Annotated in this window: 15 protein-coding genes and 1 pseudogene; 6 read left to right on the top strand and 10 right to left on the bottom strand. The window is 43.5% G+C overall.

All coding sequences use genetic code 11. The features are described from left to right. Positions 1–141 precede the first annotated feature (141 nt). The 7 genes from F6K52_RS00850 to F6K52_RS00820 form a co-directional block, all read right to left on the bottom strand. Entirely contained in the window at positions 142–744 is a 603-nt protein-coding gene (locus F6K52_RS00850) for a DUF1517 domain-containing protein (RefSeq protein WP_293072664.1), read from the bottom strand. A gap of 463 nt (positions 745–1,207) precedes the next feature. Next, entirely contained in the window at positions 1,208–1,906 is a 699-nt protein-coding gene (locus F6K52_RS00845) for a hypothetical protein (RefSeq protein WP_293072662.1), read from the bottom strand. A 359-nt stretch (positions 1,907–2,265) separates the two neighbouring features. Further along, positions 2,266–2,634, bottom strand: coding sequence for a hypothetical protein (locus F6K52_RS00840; RefSeq protein WP_293072660.1), 369 nt, complete (start codon positions 2,632–2,634; stop codon positions 2,266–2,268). A gap of 283 nt (positions 2,635–2,917) precedes the next feature. Then, positions 2,918–3,568, bottom strand: a complete 651-nt coding sequence (locus F6K52_RS00835; RefSeq protein WP_293072658.1) for a hypothetical protein — start codon at positions 3,566–3,568, stop codon at positions 2,918–2,920. Between the two features lie 243 nt (positions 3,569–3,811). Continuing rightward, the gene (locus tag F6K52_RS00830; RefSeq protein WP_293072656.1) at positions 3,812–4,255 is read right to left on the bottom strand and encodes a hypothetical protein; all 444 of its coding nucleotides are present in this window, start codon (positions 4,253–4,255) and stop codon (positions 3,812–3,814) included. Between the two features lie 320 nt (positions 4,256–4,575). After that, a complete protein-coding gene (locus F6K52_RS00825; protein ID WP_293072654.1) occupies positions 4,576–5,499 on the bottom strand; it encodes a M56 family metallopeptidase in 924 nt (307 codons plus the stop codon). After that, complete coding sequence (locus F6K52_RS00820) at positions 5,499–5,921, bottom strand: BlaI/MecI/CopY family transcriptional regulator (protein WP_293072652.1); 423 nt, start codon at positions 5,919–5,921, stop codon at positions 5,499–5,501. Before F6K52_RS00820 ends, F6K52_RS00825 begins: the two co-directional genes overlap by 1 nt. A 244-nt stretch (positions 5,922–6,165) precedes the next feature. Between F6K52_RS00820 and petJ the strand changes: the two genes are divergently transcribed. The 5 genes from petJ (at position 6,166) to F6K52_RS00795 (ending at position 15,625) form a co-directional block, all read left to right on the top strand. Beyond that, positions 6,166–6,642, top strand: a complete 477-nt coding sequence (petJ, locus tag F6K52_RS00815; RefSeq protein ID WP_364415447.1) for a cytochrome c6 PetJ — start codon at positions 6,166–6,168, stop codon at positions 6,640–6,642. Positions 6,643–7,939: 1,297 nt separating this feature from the next. After that, a complete protein-coding gene (locus F6K52_RS00810; RefSeq protein ID WP_293072650.1) occupies positions 7,940–9,706 on the top strand; it encodes a 4Fe-4S binding protein in 1,767 nt (588 codons plus the stop codon). Between the two features lie 298 nt (positions 9,707–10,004). Next, positions 10,005–11,495 (top strand): FHA domain-containing protein, encoded by a 1,491-nt coding sequence (locus tag F6K52_RS00805; RefSeq protein ID WP_293072648.1) that lies wholly within the window; start codon positions 10,005–10,007, stop codon positions 11,493–11,495. 1,074 nt (positions 11,496–12,569) lie between these two features. Further along, entirely contained in the window at positions 12,570–14,336 is a 1,767-nt protein-coding gene (locus F6K52_RS00800; RefSeq protein ID WP_293072646.1) for a vanadium-dependent haloperoxidase, read from the top strand. A 386-nt stretch (positions 14,337–14,722) separates the two neighbouring features. Further along, the gene (locus tag F6K52_RS00795; RefSeq protein ID WP_293072644.1) at positions 14,723–15,625 is read left to right on the top strand and encodes a ParA family protein; all 903 of its coding nucleotides are present in this window, start codon (positions 14,723–14,725) and stop codon (positions 15,623–15,625) included. Positions 15,626–15,732: 107 nt separating this feature from the next. Here the strand turns inward: F6K52_RS00795 and ileS are convergent, their stop codons facing one another. The 3 genes from ileS to F6K52_RS00780 all read right to left on the bottom strand — a co-directional run bounded on the left by ileS (position 15,733) and on the right by F6K52_RS00780 (position 21,218). Further along, positions 15,733–18,612, bottom strand: a complete 2,880-nt coding sequence (gene ileS / locus F6K52_RS00790) for an isoleucine--tRNA ligase (protein WP_293072643.1) — start codon at positions 18,610–18,612, stop codon at positions 15,733–15,735. Between the two features lie 206 nt (positions 18,613–18,818). Next, on the bottom strand, positions 18,819–19,733 hold the full coding sequence (locus F6K52_RS00785; protein ID WP_293072641.1) for a Ycf66 family protein: 915 nt from the start codon (positions 19,731–19,733) through the stop codon (positions 18,819–18,821). A gap of 117 nt (positions 19,734–19,850) precedes the next feature. After that, complete coding sequence (locus F6K52_RS00780; RefSeq protein ID WP_293072639.1) at positions 19,851–21,218, bottom strand: transposase; 1,368 nt, start codon at positions 21,216–21,218, stop codon at positions 19,851–19,853. 113 nt (positions 21,219–21,331) lie between these two features. Here F6K52_RS00780 and F6K52_RS00775 point away from each other — a divergent pair. After that, positions 21,332–21,420 (top strand): annotated as a pseudogene (locus F6K52_RS00775) (IS200/IS605 family transposase); the annotation flags it as partial.

Below are 21,420 nucleotides of genomic sequence, written 5' to 3'. Positions count from 1 at the left end.
GCGTGAGGGCTAGTTAATTTTTAATAAGACAATTTGGGGAAGATTTTCCGTTCGTCTTGCCCATCACCCCATCACCCCATCACCCCATCACCTGATAGTGAAAACTATAACACTATATTTAGTTAACCTATTTTATGCTGATTACAGGGGAATCAGTTCCGGGAAATTAAGTAAAATTTGCTCATCAGTCAGTTCGTCACCCAACTGTGCTGGAGAGAAGTGAACCTGGATAGCTTGCAAACTTTCCTGATAGTGGAGATTAATCAAAGCCTTTAGACCTGCTTCGAGGTACTCAACACTAGCTAGGTTAGTTTCTAGTTCAGGAACTTCCCCTTCGTAGGCTACTGTGATCATAACAATTACGTTTTGGGTCACAGGTATGGATAAAGGTTCGTTGTCAGCTAAGGGTGTAGTGAAATCTGGTTCAGACAGATAGCGCCCAGCTGAGTCAGTAAACAGTTCATTAACGTAGTCCCCAGCTTCTCCTTCCTTCCAGAAGACATCCCCTTCATTCCCTGCGGATTGCCAGTAGATCTGCAGCTGTAGCAGGTTTTGACAAATTGCTACCAGTTCTTCCCCTAATACGTTCAAATCCCCATCTGATTCAACGGCTTCCCGTGCCGCACGATTGAGTACCCCCAACAAGGGTGTTACTTCTGAACCAGCTAAGTGTACAAACAAACGAAAAACTACAAATCTAGTTTTGCCACCAAATTTATTTAAGCGATCGCGCCAAGAGCTCATCCTTTTGTCGGCGTTCCTTACGCCGTTAATTAATCTCAATTACCCTATCTATCCTACTCTAGCGCATGGCTCACTACCCATACTGGATCACCGAACACCCACATTGGTCAGACATAGCAAGGGGGGTTAGAGGGGCAAAACCAACTAAACTTCGTAAGTTCTATCAGAAAAAAAAAACAGGAGCGATTGCTTCTGCACCAGTCAACCGCAGCTGACTGAGCAATCACTCCTGAACACACCCCGTTTTTGAAATCTGTAGCATTTTATACCATGTAGCCAAGACAACTACAAGAGCTTTGAGCCATCTGTATCGAACTGGCTTGACTTGAAAGGGATCTCACCATCTTTCTCGCTGTTGAGGGTTAAGTGTCAACCCTCAACCCTCAACCGTTAAGCGTCAGTAATAAATCAGTTCCTGAGTGCTGTACCAGTTAACTAGGTTAACCTAGTTAACTGGTACAGCTCATCCAACTTTTCTTCTGAACTCTATTAAGTTTGACCTGTGTTTTGTTCCTGACACTGGTTTTGTTTCTGACAGTGGTGTAAGATTAACATCGTGATCTTTGGTAAAATCTGCTTTACACAAAGTCATAATACGCTGTTGCCACCATCGCTTTTCTGTAATCTGTTGCTCAAAAAAGTCGGGCATAAACTCATAGGAACTAATCAGGCGACGACCGAGGTATAACACTAGTTGCTCTGCCTTATAATCTTCTGCGTGATAAGTTGACCAATCGTCGATTAGGTTTAAATCCCATACCCCAATCCACTCTTGGTTTTTGAAGGGGTCAATTAGGCTAATACCGATGCGATGAGAGACGTTACTAATCGGTAAATTAACAATTTCTCTTTTGGTGTTACCTGGTTTTCTTTGGCGATTGCTTCTCTGAAAATATCTATCTAAATCTGCTAGGTTATCTAGAGTAATTAGCATGTATTGTCTTTGCAGCAGCTCACAGTTAAATCGCCATGTGCTGACAGCTCCCGGTGTGTTTCTTTCCAGAAGCAACAACTTACAGCCTTTTCCTGGCAGCTGTCGCATCACTAGAGGCGTATAGTACTGTTCTATTTTTCTTCCTATAACCCCTTGTATCCATTGTTTAGTTATGTGTAGCCATTGCTTTCTAGAGTCAAGTTTACTATAATAATCTAGGACAGTCATACAATTAATTTTAGAAGTAGTAGTAGATTTAACACCCTTTGTAAAGGTGTTGGCAACCCTGAATAAATGCTATTGACTAATTGCAAACTAGTCAGCAGCGTCTTCTAGTTGAGATAGATAGCTGAGATAGATAATAGATAGCTGAGATATACAGCTGAGATAGATAATAGATAACTGAGATAGATAGCTGATATAGATAGCTGAGATATACAGCTGAGATAGATAATAGATAGCTGAGATAGATAGCTGATATAGTCTTCAGACATGAAATTAGAACTCAACCGGTGACTAACTAAACAACTAACTAAACCATAAGTCTTGACTAATCAGTACGTTAATTGATGGTACTATAGATGATATTAATCCTCTTCATCCATATAGTAACTTACTAGCAGTTCAATTATTCCTTTGCTTTTGGAAGAGATTGTAGATTTATCAATTTCAATACCTAGCCCCAAGCCAATCAAGGTTAACCCACCCATTACGAGACTAGAAGGAGCCGACTTGGTAGCAAAAGAAATATTTTCCTCACCATTTACTCTTTCATAGGAAGCTTCCAGTGACTGGAATCCCAAAATCATCGCCACAATCAGAGCAAAAATATACCCTCCCCTTACTATCGGCTGTTTTTCATTATGATTGTCAGTTGGATAATTCACCAAACCACTAGTGCTGGCTTCACAGTTATGATTGCCAGAAGGCACCGAATTAATTGATTGGTTTTGCATAGTTATTTGTTGGCAATTTTAGGGAAATAAATCGCTGTTGGCTACTTAGCTCAAGTAGACCATTAGATGAGCGCCTCGGAGTTATTCAATGAGCGTACTTAATTGACCGGTCAATTAAGTCAGGTAATACCTTATTGTTCCCGAGCGCGAATCATTCGCCTAGCGTGGCCTTTAGGCCAACGTCAATCCTTAAGCGCCAAGCCGCTTACCTAGGTAACAGGATCAACGATTTTGAGTCTTGGTGGTGAGTTATGGCTGATAGAAAATGGAAACTAAATGGAAACTAACTTGCTAACGGTTCTGATATCAGTTCCCAAGCATTGACATTGCTGACACCAATGCGCACTGGTACGTTCAAATAATCATCTACCAGGTAATAATCGGTCTCATAGCGGCCTAATGTGCCATCGGGACGCCTCAGTGTGTACTGGAATTTGGGAATGTAACGCTCCCGAGTCAATCGATCAATTAGTTCGTTATAATCATCGCGACTATCACGCCACAAGTACCGATAATTAAAGCCAGTCCACTGATGGGGTTGGAGAATGCCTCGTTCTGGTGCAAGTAGGTCATTGGTATGTAAGCAAACATCATTCCACATTGACGTAATTACTACAATCCGACCTTCTTCACGCTTTTCTTTGATAAAATCATTAACACGAAGGTAGTTTGCTCCTAGCAAATAGGTTCCGTCTTGGCGTATTGGTCCGGTCATCTTTATCTGGCTCCTGAGTATGGAGGTGGGAATTTGGTAAGGTCGCTCGCATCCGGGCCAAGATACAATAGCCCGTTGGAGCCTGAGTTTTTGAGCAGATACAGCCAGCTCACTAGCATGTCGCCTTAGAGCATAAGCCGCTAATCGTGATGGAGCTTCAATATTGAAACTCTCGGTGGTAACTGATAGATGGCACCCTGAGAAAAAGAAATTGTCCATTGTTGAAGACTGAAACCTAAAATGACACGCTGATTTGTGAGTGTTGCTGTTAAGCAAGTTAAACCGGACAAACGGAGACTATGGCTAACTTCTATGGTTGGTGATTTAAGTAACCGACGGCTTCCATAGTACAGTAACTGGCAGGATTGATTTTAGCCAAAAATCGCTTCAAAAAACGATAATTTGTCTAAAACATCCCCTCTGATAGCAATAACCATTGGCAGTTGTTAGCCCGCAATACGGTTATTGAATCCTTGGCAACTCGTTGTTGCTAGACAATTTTGGAAAACCGTAGAAACAGCGATCGCGAATCTCCACTAACTCATCCGTTGTCCAAGGTTCACCATTGTTCTTGCATAGCACTACACCCAAACCAATCAAGTCATCATCTGTGGCTCGGTTTCCTTCCAAAATGGCTTGCAGATTTTCAACGCTAACTTCACTTAATCGTGATAGTTCTTCTAAGTCCCAGCCCTGAATTAGATCAGCAATGGTAGACGTTTGTGCTGGAACTGCTAATAGTTGGCTGCTGTCTAGGTACTGAAAAAATTGAGTCAGCGTATCTTCTAGCCCTTCACTGTAGTCAAGCTCGTGTTCGACACAGTAGTTGCGGAAGCGCTTTAGTAGATGTTTTGGAATATGTCCTCGCAGTAATGCATACCGGGGATCTGTCTTTTTGTGAACCAATGTCCTTGTCCTCTAGCTCGGGAGAGAGCAACATTTTGATTGTCCTCTTATAAGTTTGGCACATTTTGTCACGATATACTTCTATTGGTATATCGTGATATCATGACAATGGGTTAATACACTGGTTAATACACTTAGGTAGTTACTACACTTAGAGGGTTTATTTAAGTGTTTTACTTAAGTGTTTTCTGTGTTCGTTCCTTTTGTCGCGATATATTTATATATTTACATCACTATGTCGCGACGTCAAGACAAAAAAAATATTTTTTTTCCTTTCCCTGGGGCAAACATGCCTGTGGTAATGCCTGTAGCCCTTAATTTTATTGGTGAAATGGTACAACCAATAGGGGTAATAATACGTATAACAACCAACTCCAATTCCAGGAGTAATTCCAGGAGCTAGTACCAGTGGCAGACTCTGGCTCTGTCAACAGTGCATCGATTCTCTGTTGGAAACGGCTGGGAGGAACAGGTCTACTAAAGGGAGCACAGCAATTTTCCGTAGTAATCATCGGACTGCTAACCATAGTTAACAGTGATTCTGCCAACAATAGGGCATCGACCCGTTTAGCGGCCCAATGGTCAGCACGGATTTCTCGTAGACTCAATAGTTCTTGCCACAATGACTCTGTATTTGGTAACCAAGCAGTAATTCGATGAATCCACCCTAGCCAGAAAAACCAGAAGGTATCTCGGTAATGGTGGTGAGCTTGCTCATGGGTGATAACAGCCTCTAGATGTTCCGATGAGAGAGTTTCTAATAGTCCCTGACTGACCAAAAGTTCGGGTTGCCAAAAGCCAATCTGAGCAATAAAGGGTATGGGAGTGTCTAAAAGACGAGCCAATTGACCCTGACTAGCTAGGGATTCAGGGGTTGGAGTCAAGCCAGGACAGTTTTCAACCCTTTCCCATTGCCCATTTATTAAGCAAATTTGGGGTAAGGAACGAATTTCTTGCAAAGACTGCCAACCAAGCTTTGCTGACTTTAGCCACAACACTAGTCCCCAACCCAGAAATCCTAGCGCTAGACAGTAGCTGAGCCAGTCGGTGCGTAACCCGATCATTTGTCCCTTTGGCCCCATACATAGGACAGCCAAAGCAGTGGTTAGCAGGAGTAGAGGTGGAGCAAGAAATTGCACTAGTACCTGTTGCCAGAGCCTGGGACAACTCCCTGGGAGTGGGTAGCTTGTGTGCCTGTGCCAGCAAGCCAGCCCTAATGCTGCTATTATCATTACAAAATGCACTATTTTACCTCCTTCCGCCTTTGACGTGCGGCTTGCAGTCGTTGTGCGATCGCAGAAATTTGTTCTACACTGGCTGCATCTAAGCTATCGGCAAAAGCAGCAACTACATCTGGATTGCCTACGGCTAAAAAGCGATTGAGCTGGTCATGGGCTGCGAGTACATGAGCTTCTTGGCGAGACACTAAGGGTCTCCATAAAAAGGTACGCTGTCGTTTATCACAACTGAGCCAACCTTTCTGGGTCAAGCGGCGTAGCACTGTGGTCACTGAAGCATAAGCTAATTCCCGATCTGGGTCAGACAAAATCTGTTCATGGACATCTTTGACAGTAGCGCAACCTAATGCCCAGATGATCTCCAAGATTTCTCGTTCCAATGGACCTAGGGATAGTTGTTTAGGGCGATGATGGGGTAGAGGACTCATAGATTAGTGGTTGATTTTGGGTTAATTTTAAGGTAATTTTGGTTCTAAAACTGATTAATAGTGTATTAAGTTGAGAGCCGCCAGGCTTTCGTGTATGGTATCTAGTCGGTCTGCTTCCTTTATTTATAGTCTTGTCTTGCTTCTTAGGTTTGACAGCGGTTATTAATGGGCTTACAGTCATTCTAGGGAATAATTATAGGCCACTCTGTAGCCTGCTGTTTGTTTGATCAGAAGGAGAATACCCTTGAAGAAGCTGCTATCAATCCTGTTGACTGCTACGGTATGGTTTACATTTGCTCTAGAACGTCCAGCCTTCGCTGGTGATGCCGATCAGGGAGCTCAGGTTTTTACTCAAAATTGTGCTGCTTGTCATATCGGTGGCAATAACGTGATTATGGCCAATAAAACCTTGAAGAAACCTGTACTGAAACGATACAAGATGTATGACCTCGAAAGCATTAAAACCCAGGTAACCAATGGGAAAAACGCTATGCCCTCCTTCAATAAGAAGCTGACTGACGAGCAGATTGAAAATGTGGCTACCTATGTTTTATTGCAGGCTGACAATGACTGGCAGTTGGGTAAAAACATTTCTAATCGAAAATCCCCAAAGTCCAACTCTCCAAAATTAGGTCTAGAGGCTGATCACAAGACAGTTAGTCAGGACAATACCGATACCCTTAAACCCAAAAAGCGCCCATTCTGGCGCTCATTATTTTGATTTATTGATCATTATTTTGATTCCTCTAATGTAATGAAAGTTACCATACCAGCAGTTTGAGTATGACTAGATACTAAATTATCAATTATTGGTATCAACAGCTACAACTAATCGAGAGAACGAGCACCACTTAGTTAATTATTCGTGATTCCCATTTCCAGGCTTAGGAAAACTGGGAATTGGGGGGCTTTACACTTCAAGATTGTGAAGATGCCATGGACGCGCGTCCCGCTTTGATGCGAATGCTGATGATCACCAAGCCAAAGCCCAAGGGAGAAGATATTCCTGAATCCCTTACTGGCAAATAATTCCAGCTACATGGGTTGGGTAAACCCGTGGATTGACCCAAATTTATACAAATTTTTAGTAAAGTTTCTATATTAATCTGATAAACTATCTGTGGAGGGAAATAAGCCATTAAAGTCCTCTAGTCAGATAACCATAAGGGTGCATATGATGATTCGCCGTCAAGATTCGGTTAGTTTGTGGATTAACTCCTGGGAGCTGTTGAGATCCATCTATAACCTCAATTAAGGAGTTGCCCAAGCTATCCTAACTAGCAAAGCGCCTAAGTGGTGATTGATGCCTAGTTTAGTTAGGCCTATTGGTAAAATCTAGTTACACCGATGTTGATGAGAGGGTGAGCGAGGGAATTTCCCCAATACCGCTGTCCAATGGGAGCAGTTTGTGCTGATTTGAGACAACAGAGAGAGCATCGAGAGCTTTTTTAAAAGCTCTACCTAAACTATAGTCATTTCAAATAACAATGGAACCATGTTGGGGCTGAAACCCTTTAATAGCAATAAAGAGTTGTCTCAATATAAGTTTCAATGACTATATCAGCCTATTCATAATAATTGGTACAAAGCTAACTTACCCAACCCCATCAGGTATAGCTAAGAGTACTTTTGAACAATTCCAAGCAATTCTCTTTCTGACAACAAGTAGAGCTATGTCTACCCAACAGTCAGATTAGAAGCATCTGGGTTATTTTTGTGTTGTTATGTAGAAAAATCGGAAACTGCATAAAAGGTATGGACTCAACCAGAAGATAAGTAATTCGGAAACTGCATAAAAGGTATGGACTCAACCAGATAACTAATTGGTACTAAAAACCAATGGTATTGGTTAGGTTGCCAACAAACCCAAGCTCAACAGAGTTGACCTAACTCTTGCTAGTCTTATAGAGCAGATTATGCCCAAAGAAAGGTAATGCTCATCCTTAGGATTGGTTTTGGTGCTAGCTGTGAGGAAGTACCCAAACGGGTACTGGCAATACCTGAACTGGTTTCCCACAATGGAGCAAAAGGGGGTTAAAGTGATGCTGTCAAAGGTACCGGAACAAAGTTGGCACCGAGTCCGTTGGGTGCTAGCGATTAGTTGGCTAATATTAATATTCTCGTTGTTTTATGACCCGATCTCACACAATTTAACTGATCCTGATAATCTATTGAGCCTGTTTCGGGATCCCATACTCACCCGAGAGCCATGTGTTCTAGTCCAGGGAGTATGCCTAGATGAAAAACCCTATGCCTTGGGAGCGCGACTGTTTTGGGGCATGATTGTGCCTAGCGCCATCATGATTGTTTTAGTGTTTGGTCATGAGACTTGGCGACGCATTTGCCCACTTTACTTTCTGTCCCAAATTCCGAGAGCGTTGGGATTGCAGCCACAGAAGGATATCAGCAAAAATCCCTGGCTAGTTCGTAACCATTTATATGTGCAGTTTGCCATTTTCTTTATCGGGTTGAACTGTCGGATTCTATTTGTTAACTCTGACCGCTTGGTTCTGGGTTTGTTTCTGAGCTTAACTATCGTATCCGCCATTATGATGGTATTCCTTTATGGTGGCAGAAGTTGGTGTCATTATGTCTGTCCATTTGGCATGGTTCAGATGGTATTTACTGGACCACGGGGATTGCTTGGCACTGAAGCTCACAACGCACCACCAAAAACCATTACCCAGTCCATGTGCCGCACCGTAGACGAGACCACAAGTAAAGAAAAAAGTGCTTGTATCAGTTGTAAGTCCCCTTGTATGGATATCGATTCCGAAAAAGCCTACTGGCAACAACTGACTAAGCCTGGCCGGAAATTAGTCCAATACGGTTATTTAGGCATGGTGATTGGCTATTTCGTCTACTACTGGTTGTATGCAGGAAACTTCGATTATTACCTGTCTGGGGCTTGGACCCATGAAGAAAATCAGTTAGGTGCGCTTTTCAAGCCAGGGTTTTACATCATGAATCACCCGATTGCGATTCCTAAACTGGTGGCAACTCCTCTTACCTTTGTTGTCTTTGTGGCCCTCAGTTGTGTAATTTGTACCAAGCTAGAGAAGCTATACAAAGCGGCTCTGTGGCGAAAAAATAAGTCTATCACTCACGAGCAGGTATTGCACCGAGTCTTTTCCATTTGTAGCTTTATTGCCTTTAACTTCTTCTTCATCTACGGGGGTCGTCCCGAAATTAATCGCTTCCCTGTTATACTGCAATTCCTGTTTCAGAGTGTAGTGATTCTGGTGAGCAGCTTATGGCTTTATAAAACTTGGGGTCGTAGTTCCCATCAATATACCCAAGAAAGTTTGGCCGACAAATTGCGCCGTCAACTCAAGAAGCTACCCCTGGACTTCTCGGAATTTCTGGAAGGTCGTTCCGTGGATGATCTCAAACCTCAGGAATTACACATCCTGGCTAAAACCCTACCCGGTGCTAACCAACAATACCGCTTGGGGGTATACAAAGGGGTGCTAAGAGAAGCGATTCAAGCTGGACATGTGAATTCCGCTAGTAGTCTCGAGGTTCTCCAGCAGATCCGGGATGAACTGGGTATCAACGATCAGCAACATTATCAGGTTTTAGAAGAACTTGGTAAAGAGCAAGAAAACTTACCGATCTTGTATCCCCATTATCGACAGGACCCTTATAAAGTACTGAGCACCATCAAAGAGCACAAGAAGACTAGTACTTCTAATCAACGCACTATACTCAGGGAATCCCGCAAGCAGAATCGTTCTGATAAGCGCACCAAGCTGCTAAAAGACCGCAAAGATGAAAATCAATGAGTTGATCATGACTAGTCCAAGGTGTTCCAAAATAGTACATTCAAAAGGGTGAGACGAGGAGGATATACCGAAAAAAAAAAGAGAATTTTTCATAAAAAAAAAAAAAGAGGCTGATAAAGATATAGCCACTAGTAAAACACTTATAAAACACTTACTAGTGGCTCAGGCCAAGGGTAAGGGTACTACCAATGAAGACAAGTTGAGATGAATTGTGAACTCACAATGGACAATCCCTTCATAAATTTCAGCAATTGATGCAATTGACCCATTAGTTCGGTAATTTGGAGTGACACAAAACATGCTTACGACTACAGTCATCAACTACCAAACCAACGAGTTACAGGAAAAAACCCTGAAACCGGAAACTGGAATTCAAGGAGAGTATCTGATTGGCCGCCATCCAAGTTGTGACCTAGTCTTGGATAGTCCTGTAGTGAGTCGTGTACACGGCAGAATTCTATGTCAAGGAGGAAAGTACTACTTTACTGACCTCGGTAGCACCGATGGCTCTCGGATCAATAATGAGGAGGTAGATGTTAACCAAAACTGGCTCCTGAAAGAAGATGACATTATCCGCATCGGTGAATTTGTGTTGTTGGTCAAAGACTTACAGCTCTATGGTTCTAGTCAGGAAGCCAACCTGGTAGATGGTAATAGCACTGGCATAAAGCAGTGGACTAAGGGTGAGATTACTGTCCGCTGTGTACAGGTCATTGATGAGACCGATGATGTAAAAACATTCCGCTTTGTGGCGGAACCACCAATACTCTTCAGCTACAAGCCAGGTCAGTTTGTCACTCTCGATTTGGAGATTGATGGCAAACCCGTGAAGCGTTCCTACTCCATCTCTTCGTCTCCCTCACGTCCTCATACGTTGGAAATTACTGTCAAGAGAGTTCCAGCACCACCAGACGCTCCTGATCTGCCAGCGGGTTTGGTGTCTAACTGGTTGCACGACAACATTAAAGTCGGGTCCGAGGTGAGATTAAATGGTCCAATGGGTAAATTTACCTGTGCTGACCATAGGGCTGATAAACTGCTGTTCATCTCAGCAGGTAGTGGCATTACCCCGATGATGTCCATGTCCAAATGGCTTTGTGATACCGGTGCTGATGTGGATGTTGTCTTTGTCTTCAGTGCTCGTAGCCCAAAAGACATCATATACCATCAGAAATTACAGTTGATGGCAGCTTTGTACCCTAATTTTAAGCTGGCGATTACCATGACTCGCCCAGAACTTGATCAAGCTTGGTCTGGTTATACCGGCAGACTCAATGAAGCCATGCTGGAACAGATGGCTCCTGATTTTCGCGATCGCATTGTTTATGTCTGTGGTCCGAATCCCTTTATGGCAGGGGTGAAAGGGATGCTAGCCGGTCTAGACTTCCCGATGGAAAACTACAATGAAGAGAGCTTTGGCGGCAAAAAGCCCTCAAAAAAGAAAGCAGCAGCAACAACTCCTGCACCAGTAAAAGGGGAAGATCGTCCTAGACTACACTTAGTAGAATCACCATCAACCTCTAATGAACCCACTGTGGTATTTGCTGAGTCTGGAAAAGAGGTCAGCTGTGATGCTGAGGATGTGATCCTAGATGTGGCGGAACAAGAAGGGGTACCATTACCAAGCGGTTGCCGGATGGGAGCCTGTGGTGCTTGTAAGCGCAAGCTTCTAGAAGGGAAAGTAGAGTATGATGATGAGCCTGACGCTTTGGAAGACGAGGAACGGCAGGAAGGGATGATTTTGACTTGTGTGGCTCGTCCTGTAGGACGAGTAGTGGTTAGCGCTTAAACCTGTCTTGTCCAAGGTTCAATGATAAATTTAGCTTGTTACTTATTCAGGTCAATAAAGCTCAACCAGAACAGGGAAAAGGTTTCATAACAGTTCATGTTTCGCCAAATACCTTTTCCCTAGCTGAAATTACCCCAAAATTGATCCTGCTGAATAAATAACTACATATAAGTTAATATCCAAAACACCGATTCTGCCGTTGATTACGTTACAAAACTATAAAATAGTTTGCGACCATGACACGGAATATCAATGCTTTAATCGTGTTAATAAATGTTTCGCAAGCTGGATCAAAATGGGGGAGTTATTAATCAAACAAAATAGTAACTCTGTGAAAATTGTTAAAATTAGGTAAAAAAACTGAATATTTGTGAAAATCCCTGGTAATAGTCAGTAACAGTGAAAATCACCAGGGATTTTCACTGTTACAATACTAGACTAATTTGTGAAGATTGTGATCATCATAGTTGGCCACATCTAATCAATAAAATAAACTGATTAATAATGGCTAACAATTTAAGCAGGAAACCTGATATAGCAATGGTTTTAGTCTTTGCTGGATTAAGCTAATCATGGTCGGTATTGTGTCGCAGTTTACCCTAGCCGCCTTAATTATAATCATAACTATTATTATTTTTTTTAAGCATTTTTTTGTGAAGCTAGTAAAAATACAGATATTGTTTGTGAAACTTTTTTAAAGTTATCAGTAATTTTCCGGATGACAATTGACATTGTACCTGAAAGTACCGATGATAAATGAGAGATTGAACTCCAGGCAAAAATGTTGACTTATGTATCAAGTAAACAATCTGATTGATCAACCAGATCTAAAGAGCTTCTGGCTTTATGGCCAGAGTAGCTAGTCTGTTTTGGTACTTGATTCAACGACAAGACCTTCGTGTTTTTACCTGTAGTGTTATCAGGAGACTATTTATCCTAAATTTTCTCCTAAATTAGCGAGACGACCTGATCTGAATTATTGCTTTTTCCTAAGTAATCAATCCGATCGGAACGTTTGGCTATCTTTCAATCTACCATTCAATCTTTGAAAAACAACCAGTCACGGGTGTAAATATGAAAAATTTATTTTCGGCTCATCATCAAGGGCTGAAAAAACGACAGCATCTATCGTCGCTCCTAACCATTGGAGTAACAACCGCAGGGCTATCCCTGGGTTTACCAGCACAAGCCATAGAGCTAACACTAGACAACAGCGCTAATCTCTGGGTGGATCAAGCCTTAAGGGCAGTAGAAAATAACCCGCCATTGGGACCAACAGGAGCCTCCCGGGCTTATGGCATCTTGGGTACTGCCATGTACGATGCCTGGTCGGCTTATGAAGGAACGCCGATTAGTACTACTCTTGGGGATACTCTGCAACGTCCTGATATTGAAAACACCCTGGAAAATAAGTCCCTAGCGATTAGCTATGCGGCTCATAGTGTCCTCTCGGACCTTTTTCCTTCTGAAGTTGCTTCCTTCGATGCCCTTCTGAGTGATCTGCGTTCGCTAGCAAGCGGAAGCTTCGCTTCATCGCTTGCTAGCGAGTCTGCTTCTATCCCTACTGCTACCCAAGTTGGTAACACAGTAGCCAACAGTTTATTGGAATTCCGACGTCAGGATGGTTCCAACCAGTTAGGGGATGACCCGAGGGGTACACTTGGTGTTCCTTATTCCGACACCACTGGCTATCAGCCCCTGAACAGTTCCGATAACGTAGTCGATATCACTCGCTGGACACCAGAACGAGTACCAATTGGCGACCCCAATGCCAGACTACAACGCTTTCTGACTCCCCAGTGGGGAAATGTTACTCCCTTTGCCTTGAACTCTGGGTCTGAATTTCGACCACCAGCACCAGAACCTTTTCTGCTAGTAGAGGGTACTCTGAATCGGGAGGAGCGTACCGTTACTCTTGAGGATGGTACAGAGGTTAGTCTGGTTAACGAAGACGGGGAGGTTAATACTGACGTTGTTAACCCTGGGTTTATCGAACAAGCTGAGCGTGTCATTGAGGCTAGCGCTAATCTCACCGATGAGCAAAAACTAGTAGCTGAGTTTTGGGAAGACCCCTCTGGCACTCCCTACCCTCCTGGAACTTGGATGAGTTTTGGTTCCTTCGTCTCAGAACGGGATGACCAAACCCTAGATGAAGATATCCAACTTTACTTTGGTCTGGGGAATGCAGTTTTGGATGCCGGTATTGCGACTTGGGAAGCAAAAGTCTTCTACGACTATACTCGTCCCGTCCGAGCGATTCGTGAACTGGGTGAGCTGGGCTTAATTGGTGAATTCGATGAGGAGCTGGGAGGCTTTGCCATCGAATCCTATGGTGGACCAGGAGTAGGAACGATCAGGCTATTAGCCAGTGATTTCATTACCTACCAAACTCCTGGTGCCGATCCATCCCCTCCCTTTGCGGAATTCACCTCAGGACATAGTGCTTTCAGTGCTTCTGCAGCTGAGATTTTCAAGCTATTTACCGGTAGTGATGAGTTCGGCAATTCAGTAACCTTTGCCCCTGGTGCCTCTCGTTTTGAACCTGGTTTGACTCCCACGGATGAAGTCACCCTATTTTGGGAGACATTTTCCGATGCTGCTGATGAAGCTGGTATTTCTCGGATCTATGGTGGAATTCACTTCGATGATGGAGATCTATTCGGCAGACAGTTAGGGCGACAAGTTGGTGACAAGGTGTATGACCGGACATTATTCTTCATCAATGGTGGTGTTAAAGTTCCCGAGCCTACCTCTGTATTGGGTATGTTAGTATTTGGTGCCTTTGGTGCTGCTTCCATGCTCAAAGGAAAACGCGGAAAATCTAACCATCAATCTCACTAACATTATCTAAAAATCTTCCCAAGGGAAGTTTAGAAACCCTTGGTTTCTGATTAGTCTAAAAAAGAGAAGGGAAAAGGTTTTATAACAGTTCACTTTTCTCCAAATACCTTTTCCCTAGCTGAAATCCCCCCAATTTTGGGGGGTATTTAGTTAGGATACAAAACAAATCTGGCTCTGGCAACTGAATTCTCTAATAGAATCACCACGATACAAAACGATGACATCAGTTGAGGATTCAACCGACGATTCCAGTGTAACTCTCGATAACTTACTGGATGATTGCGGACTGCCCAAGGGTAAATTATCGTAATCGATCAGAATTCTTGCCTAGTAACCGATAATACTTAATGATAATAAATAGTGTCATGGCAAGATCACGTTAATCAATGGGATTAGTTATTAGTACAGTTAATATGAAAGGTGGTGTGGGCAAAACCACCCTTACCGTCAACTTGGCGACTTGCTTAGCCAAAAATCATAATAAGCGGGTATTAGTAGTCGATTTAGATAGCCAAATTAGTGGAACCTTGAGCTTAATGCAGCCCCAAGCATTTGCTAAAGCTAGAAAAGGAAGGCGGACATTAAGTCGGTTAATTGACAAAGTGACTAAACCTAGCTATCGCAGTCGCTTAACAATTGAGGATATTATTCAAACTGATAATTGTAATATCAAAGGATTGGATTTATTACCAGGAGATATTGAGCTTTATGATGAATATGTAGTTTCTGATCTACTCCATAAGCAATCTATTCAGGAAGGGGAGGTGGAATTTAGTAAGGTTTGGAGTCGCTTTGAAAGTCTATTAATCAGAGGAATATTAGAGCCGATTATCCCTAATTATGACTTTATTATTTTAGATTGCGCTCCTGGCTACAATCTTTTGACTCGCAGTGGCATTGTGGCTAGTGATTTCTATCTGCTACCAGCTAGACCAGAACCTTTATCTATTGTAGGGATTCAACTCCTAGAAAGACGGATTGCCAGGCTCAAAGAAAGTCATAAGCAAGACAGTCCTCTTAACTTACACCTGTTGGGGATTATCTTTATTTTGTCAGGCGGTGGACTGATGGGTAGGTACTATAGGCAAGTGATGAGGCGAGTTGATAACGATTTCGATAGCAACCAAATTTTTCAAATTCGTATTCCCATGGATGTTAATGTTGCTAAAGCCGTAGATAGTTTTAGTCCTGTAGTTATCGCTCATCCTAATTCTGCTGGCTCTAAAGCGTTCTTCAAGTTAACAGAAGAATTTTTGCTTAAGCTTGAGGCGATTAAAACTATGGAATAGATCAGGGATTACTGTTCAAACTCTAATCCCTGATCTGGCTAATAGTGCTAACCGTCCTTAGCAATTTTTCAATCACTAATAGCTCACAACTCAGTTAACAAGCCACTTCAGAAGTCACCAGCTAAGGCCGCATTACAGCGTTCGCAGAGGGTAGGATGCTCAGCAATTGTACCAACTTTAGATCCGTAGTTCCAACAGCGATCGCATTTTATGCCTTCTGCATTGACTACCCCTAGGGCTATAGTGTCTGATTCAGCGCTATAGGGTGCTGTTTCTATGGCTTCTGGGGAATCTACTAATTCTACTTGAGAGGCTAACAGGAGATAGCGCAATTCATCCACTTGATTTCCACTCAGGCTATCGGAAGGATTCATGGCTTCCAGGCGCTGCTTTAATTGTTTATCTTTAACATAAAGCAAGACCTTAGCATCTAGAGATGAGCCAATCATCTTTTCGGCTCTGGCTTTTTCGAGTACTTTATTTACTTCTGTGCGGATGGTGCGCAAGGTTGACCAAGACAGCGCTAGTTCAGGGTTTTTCCATTGCTCGTCTAATTTTACCCAACCTGACTCAAACACGGATTCATGGGATTTCTGGTAAGGGAGGTATTGCCAGATATCTTCTGCCATGTGACAGAGTACAGGTGCGATCGCTTTAGCTAAATTTTCTAGTGCTATTTGTAGCACTGTCTGACAACTACGCCGCCGTGGTGAGTTGGGAGCACTGATATAGAGTCTATCTTTGGCAATATCCAGATAGAAGTTAGACAGGTCTACTACACAGAAGTTCTGCACGCTCTGGAAGAAGCGGAAGAATTGATAACTCTCAAAGGCATCAGTTACATCCTCAAATACCTCTGTTATCCGGTGCAGCATGTAGCGGTCTAATTCCGGTAATTCCTGAACAGGCACCCTATGCTCAGCTGGGTCAAAGTCATGAAGGTTGCCTAGTAGGAAACGGGATGTATTGCGAATTTTGCGATAGACATCGGCTAGCTGCTTGAGAATACTCTGAGAGATGGGAACATCTGAGGAATAGTCTACAGAAGATACCCACAATCGCAGTACATCAGCGCCGTAGGGGGGTTCTTTTTTCTGGTTTTTACCACCCTCGATGATGATAGCTGGTTCCAAGATATTCCCTATAGACTTACTCATCTTGCGCCCTTGGTCATCTAGTACAAAGCCGTGGGTTAAAACAGTTTTGTAGGGGGCATAGCCATTGCTGGCTACACTGGTGAGTAAGCTGGACTGGAACCAACCCCGGTGTTGGTCTGAGCCTTCCAAGTATATATCTACCGGATAGCGTAATTCTTCCCGTTGCTCGGCCACAGCTGCCCAAGAGGACCCGGAGTCAAACCAGACATCCATGGTATCGTTACCCTTGCGGTAGGTCTTACCATTATTACGATAGGATTCTGGTAACAATTCCTCTACGGATAGTTCCCACCAGGCATCGGAACCTTTCTCAGCTATAATCCCTTGGACATAAGCAATGGTTTCTTCATTGAGCAGGGGTTCGTTAGTTTCTTCGTCGTAGAATACCGGAATTGGTACACCCCAGCTCCGTTGGCGGGAAATGCACCAATCGGAACGATCCGCTACCATCGGGGTAATCCGGTTTTGTCCTTGGGCAGGTATCCATTTTACGGATGCGATCGCATTTATTGCTTCATCCCGGAATCCCTCTACTGAAGCAAACCATTGTTCTGTGGCTCTAAAGATAGTTGGCTTTTTAGTGCGCCAATCGTAAGGATATTTATGAACATAGGGCACCTCTTTCAGCAATGATCCAGCTGTGTTCAGTGCATCAATGATGGCTGGATTGGCATCCTTTAGTACATTCAATCCAGCAAACTGTCCGGCCTCTGCCGTAAACTTACCATCCCCATCTACTGGAGAAAGGATAGGTAAGCCATAACGCTGACCCACACCATAGTCTTCTTGACCATGACCAGGAGCCGTGTGAACCAAACCTGTACCCGATTCCGTGGTGATGTAATCCCCACCGATCACAATTTTGCTTTCCCGCTCAAATAGGGGATGTTGGTAAGTACAATTTTCCAACGCCTCACCCTTAACAGTCGTTTTGACGGTAAGTGGAGTTTCTAAAGTAGCTGATAGTCTTTCCACCAAATCCGCTGCTACTAATAGGAATTGGGATTGGTTAGTTTCCGGAGCACCTTCGACTACCGCATAGGTCAGTTCTGGATTAACGGCTACTGCCAAATTCCCAGGGATTGTCCAGGGAGTCGTAGTCCAGATCGCCACACCAAGATTTGGCAAAAATGGGTCTAGGATTTCCTTTATCCCTGGCGCTGCCTTAGTCATTGGGAAAGCGGCATAGATACTTGGGGAGGTGTGACCTTCGGGATATTCCAACTCCGCTTCCGCTAGGGCTGTTTTAGAACTGGGACTCCAGTGAACTGGCTTCAGGCCTCTGTAGATGTAGCCCTTCAAGACCATTTGACCAAAGACCCCAATTTGAGCCGCTTCGTACCGTGGGTTTAGAGTCAGGTAAGGATTTTCCCAGTCTCCCCATACCCCATAGCGCTGGAAACCTTTGCTTTGTTGCTCTACTGTTTTCAGGGCAAATTTCTTCGCTTTCCAGCGGAGTTTTAGCGGAGTGAGCTTTTGACGATCCTCTAGCTTCATAGCTTGCAAGACTTTCAGCTCAATGGGCAAGCCATGACAGTCCCAACCAGGCACATAGCGCACTTTGCGACCTTGCAGCAGTTGGTATTTATTTATGATGTCCTTGAGTACTTTATTAAGGGCGTGACCCATGTGCAGAGAGCCGTTGGCGTAGGGAGGACCATCATGCAACACGAAAATCTCGCCAGGATTATTTTGTGACAGGCGCTCGTAAATAGTTTGCTCTGCCCAAAACTTTTGGAGTTCTGGTTCTCGCTTGATAGCGTTTGCCCGCATATTAAACTCAGTTTTGGGCAGATTGACCGTATCTTTATAGCTTTTGGATGCTGTCACAGGTTTGAAGCCAAAATTCTAGTAGATCAGTTGATTAGATTGCTATAACCCAAGTTAAGCTGCTAACCGCTGAGTGTTTACTGCGCTCGTCGTTACATTCAACATTACGGCAAAATTAAACAATCAACGGTCAACAAAGGATATATATCTATATATACATACCCGTCTTATTATGGGCAACCATCTCGCCAACCTTCAACTTTCTTTCAACTTTCCTCGGAAGGATTGTCGGATTTTTTAGGAATCGGTTTTTTGGGAGTTGGAGCTGGGGGCGGATTTTGTGTTGCGCTAGACTTTTCTACCGGCTTGGGATTAGGAGGAGGAGTTGGGGCTTTTGCTTCTGGTGCGATCGCTTCTGGTTTCTGCTCTGGCTCCTGAGATTTTTTCCCGGCCTTGGGATTAGGAGGTGGTGGGGCTTTTGCTTCTGGTGCGATCGCTTCTGGTGCGATCGCTTCTGGTTTCTGCTCTGGCTCCTGACTTGACTCTGGCGGTGCGGGAGGTGAGTCTTCCTTAGGCACTGCTAGTGGTTGGGGGGTTTCTATTTTAGGGGGAGTCGTTTCAGCCGAATCTGAGGTTTTAGTCTCTTCTTTTTCTAAGACCGCTGCTTGGGTAGTGGATTCTACCGTAGTTGCTTCATCCGGTGCAGAGCTTGGTTGGGCAGTTTTGGGATTAGTTTCCTCGGTGGGCGACGCCATGGTGGTATCTGCCGGTACACCAGGAGTTCGGCCTGAGTTTTGGCGTTTGCCCAAAAGATTGCCAATAAAGCCAGTTACTTTAGGTAGTAGCCCTTTTAATGACTCAATTGGCAGTATTTCTTGAATCTTGGCGATCAATTCAGCTTGACTTGGGATAGGGGTTTGTTGGTCAATCGGTATCAAGGCTCGTCGCAAGGTCAAGGTTTGCCAACCCAACCAGCCTACCAACGATACACCCGCAATTTGACCGATTAAGACGCCGCCAGTAATGCGTCCAGCACAAATCCATAACACTAGAGCGTAGAATAATCCCACTCCACTCCAGATAAAGTCATATTTACGATGCACCTCTGGTAAAAAGAAGGCAGCTAGGTAAAAGACAGAGCTACCAAGAGCTATAACCAACGCCAAGAGGTATGCCAGCATTTTCGGAGTACTCCTTACGTGCTTCTTTACTCATTGTGAAGCAAAATGTTGCCTCATATACAAATTATCTATCAGTGACGCTCCCACACCAACCTTTACAGGTATGGTGTAGGCTTCTCAGACACTCCGAAGAATGCGTAGAACTTCCTTAGAGGTATCATCTGTAGTAGAACCAACTACTACAATGGCACCTTTACGGCGTTTTATAGTGGGGAACACGTCCAGCCCCACTCTCTTGATGTTTATAGCAGCATTAATATCCCTATCAACCCAGAGGTTTTCTATTTCATCCCAATATTCTCGGATACTACAATCAGTGAAGATTACTTGATCTCGATAGGATAATACTTGAGAAGTATAAGCAGGATTCTTTGAGATTACTATGGCTCCAGCTTTTTCAGCTATGTGACCAAGAATCAAAAAGAACTCACCAAAAGCGGCATCTGCCCAACTTAGGTTGAGTCCAGATTTTGCCGATTGGCCATTAGGTAAATATTTTCCACTTTTGTCTGGCTTAGGGGAGTTACGCCTAGTTAGCCCTTTTAGGTTTAATTTTTCGTGAAAAAATACCTTTTTGCCTGTTCTCATCAAACTGTGAGCAGTTTTGTACTGGAAATCTTTCCTGGCGCGAGCAATTTGTTGATGTACCCTTCCCTCTCTTTTTGCTAGCTTTCGACGTGCTTTGCTCCCACGTTTGCGTTCATTTTTATTTCTGGAAATCTTTGATAATTTAGCTTGGTTGCCCCGCAAATACTTTACTGATGGAAGCTTAACTCCTTCAGAAGTGGCAAGGTAATGATCCCATTGGAGTACCGCGTCCATGCCCATGGAATTATCCCAATTAGGGATGATTTTTTCGGAAGGAGTATTGGGAACAGTAGGGTCATCAAGTTTCAGATTTACAAACCATCCATCATTTTTATTGATGAATTGCACCTGCTTCAGGATTGCACCATCCGGGATATGGCGGTGAGAGCGAATTTTTACTAAGCCTATCTTGGGTATTTTTAGATAAATAAATTTCCCCCCAACTGAACAGGAGTGTAGGCTTAATCCTGCTCCTTCAACAATAAATGAACGATAACGAGCGTGAGATTTAAAACGAGGTTTCCCACTTCTTTTGTTATTTTTATCCCCAGAAATAAATCGCTCAAAAGCTTTATCTACACGTTTACATACTTCCTGGAGAGTATTGGCAGGAACCCGCGAAAATTCCAGATTCTCTCCTGACCAGTTCACACTGATTTCACTATGCTTAAGTCCTGGCAACAACTTCTTTTGACTATAGTAGCTAGGACGATCTCTCAGTTCAGGGAGATGACATATCAATGGGCAAGAGTTTACCGCAGTTCTATGGCGTTCCCACCAGTCAAACCTTTCGCCGAGCTGACGATTATACCAGTACCGACAAACTCTTAACCAGAAATTTAATTCTAGCTTTTGTTCGGTGGTTAGAAATGCTTTGTACTGGTAAGTGTATTTCATCTCCCTGATTTGTGACTATTATAAACAAGGATACACTAATTGTAGTATATATTCCGAAAATGTTGCAATGACAAGTGATTTCCTTTCAGGCATGACGATCAGTAAGTGTTCTAAAAGCCCATCTGGTGTTAACCTCCAAGTATCGGCACCAGGTTTTTAACGCCAAAATGATCAAACGACTTGGGAAAGTAGTAGAGAAAGA

This window comes from Moorena sp. SIO3H5 (assembly GCF_010692395.1).
Lineage (GTDB): Bacteria > Cyanobacteriota > Cyanobacteriia > Cyanobacteriales > Coleofasciculaceae > Moorena.
This window is presented reverse-complemented; position numbering and strand designations above follow the sequence as displayed.

Excerpts from the sequence above, each read along its gene's own strand:
- F6K52_RS00850 (WP_293072664.1), bottom strand. The coding sequence starts at position 744 with ATGAGCTCTTGGCGCGATCGCTTAAATAAATTTGGTGGCAAAACTAGA.
- F6K52_RS00845 (WP_293072662.1), bottom strand. The coding sequence starts at position 1,906 with ATGACTGTCCTAGATTATTATAGTAAACTTGACTCTAGAAAGCAATGG.
- F6K52_RS00840 (WP_293072660.1), bottom strand. The coding sequence starts at position 2,634 with ATGCAAAACCAATCAATTAATTCGGTGCCTTCTGGCAATCATAACTGT.
- F6K52_RS00835 (WP_293072658.1), bottom strand. The coding sequence starts at position 3,568 with ATGGACAATTTCTTTTTCTCAGGGTGCCATCTATCAGTTACCACCGAG.
- F6K52_RS00820 (WP_293072652.1), bottom strand. The coding sequence starts at position 5,921 with ATGAGTCCTCTACCCCATCATCGCCCTAAACAACTATCCCTAGGTCCA.
- F6K52_RS00810 (WP_293072650.1), top strand. The coding sequence starts at position 7,940 with ATGGAGCAAAAGGGGGTTAAAGTGATGCTGTCAAAGGTACCGGAACAA.
- F6K52_RS00805 (WP_293072648.1), top strand. The coding sequence starts at position 10,005 with ATGCTTACGACTACAGTCATCAACTACCAAACCAACGAGTTACAGGAA.
- F6K52_RS00800 (WP_293072646.1), top strand. The coding sequence starts at position 12,570 with ATGAAAAATTTATTTTCGGCTCATCATCAAGGGCTGAAAAAACGACAG.
- F6K52_RS00795 (WP_293072644.1), top strand. The coding sequence starts at position 14,723 with ATGGGATTAGTTATTAGTACAGTTAATATGAAAGGTGGTGTGGGCAAA.
- F6K52_RS00785 (WP_293072641.1), bottom strand. The coding sequence starts at position 19,733 with ATGCTGGCATACCTCTTGGCGTTGGTTATAGCTCTTGGTAGCTCTGTC.
- F6K52_RS00780 (WP_293072639.1), bottom strand. The coding sequence starts at position 21,218 with ATGAAATACACTTACCAGTACAAAGCATTTCTAACCACCGAACAAAAG.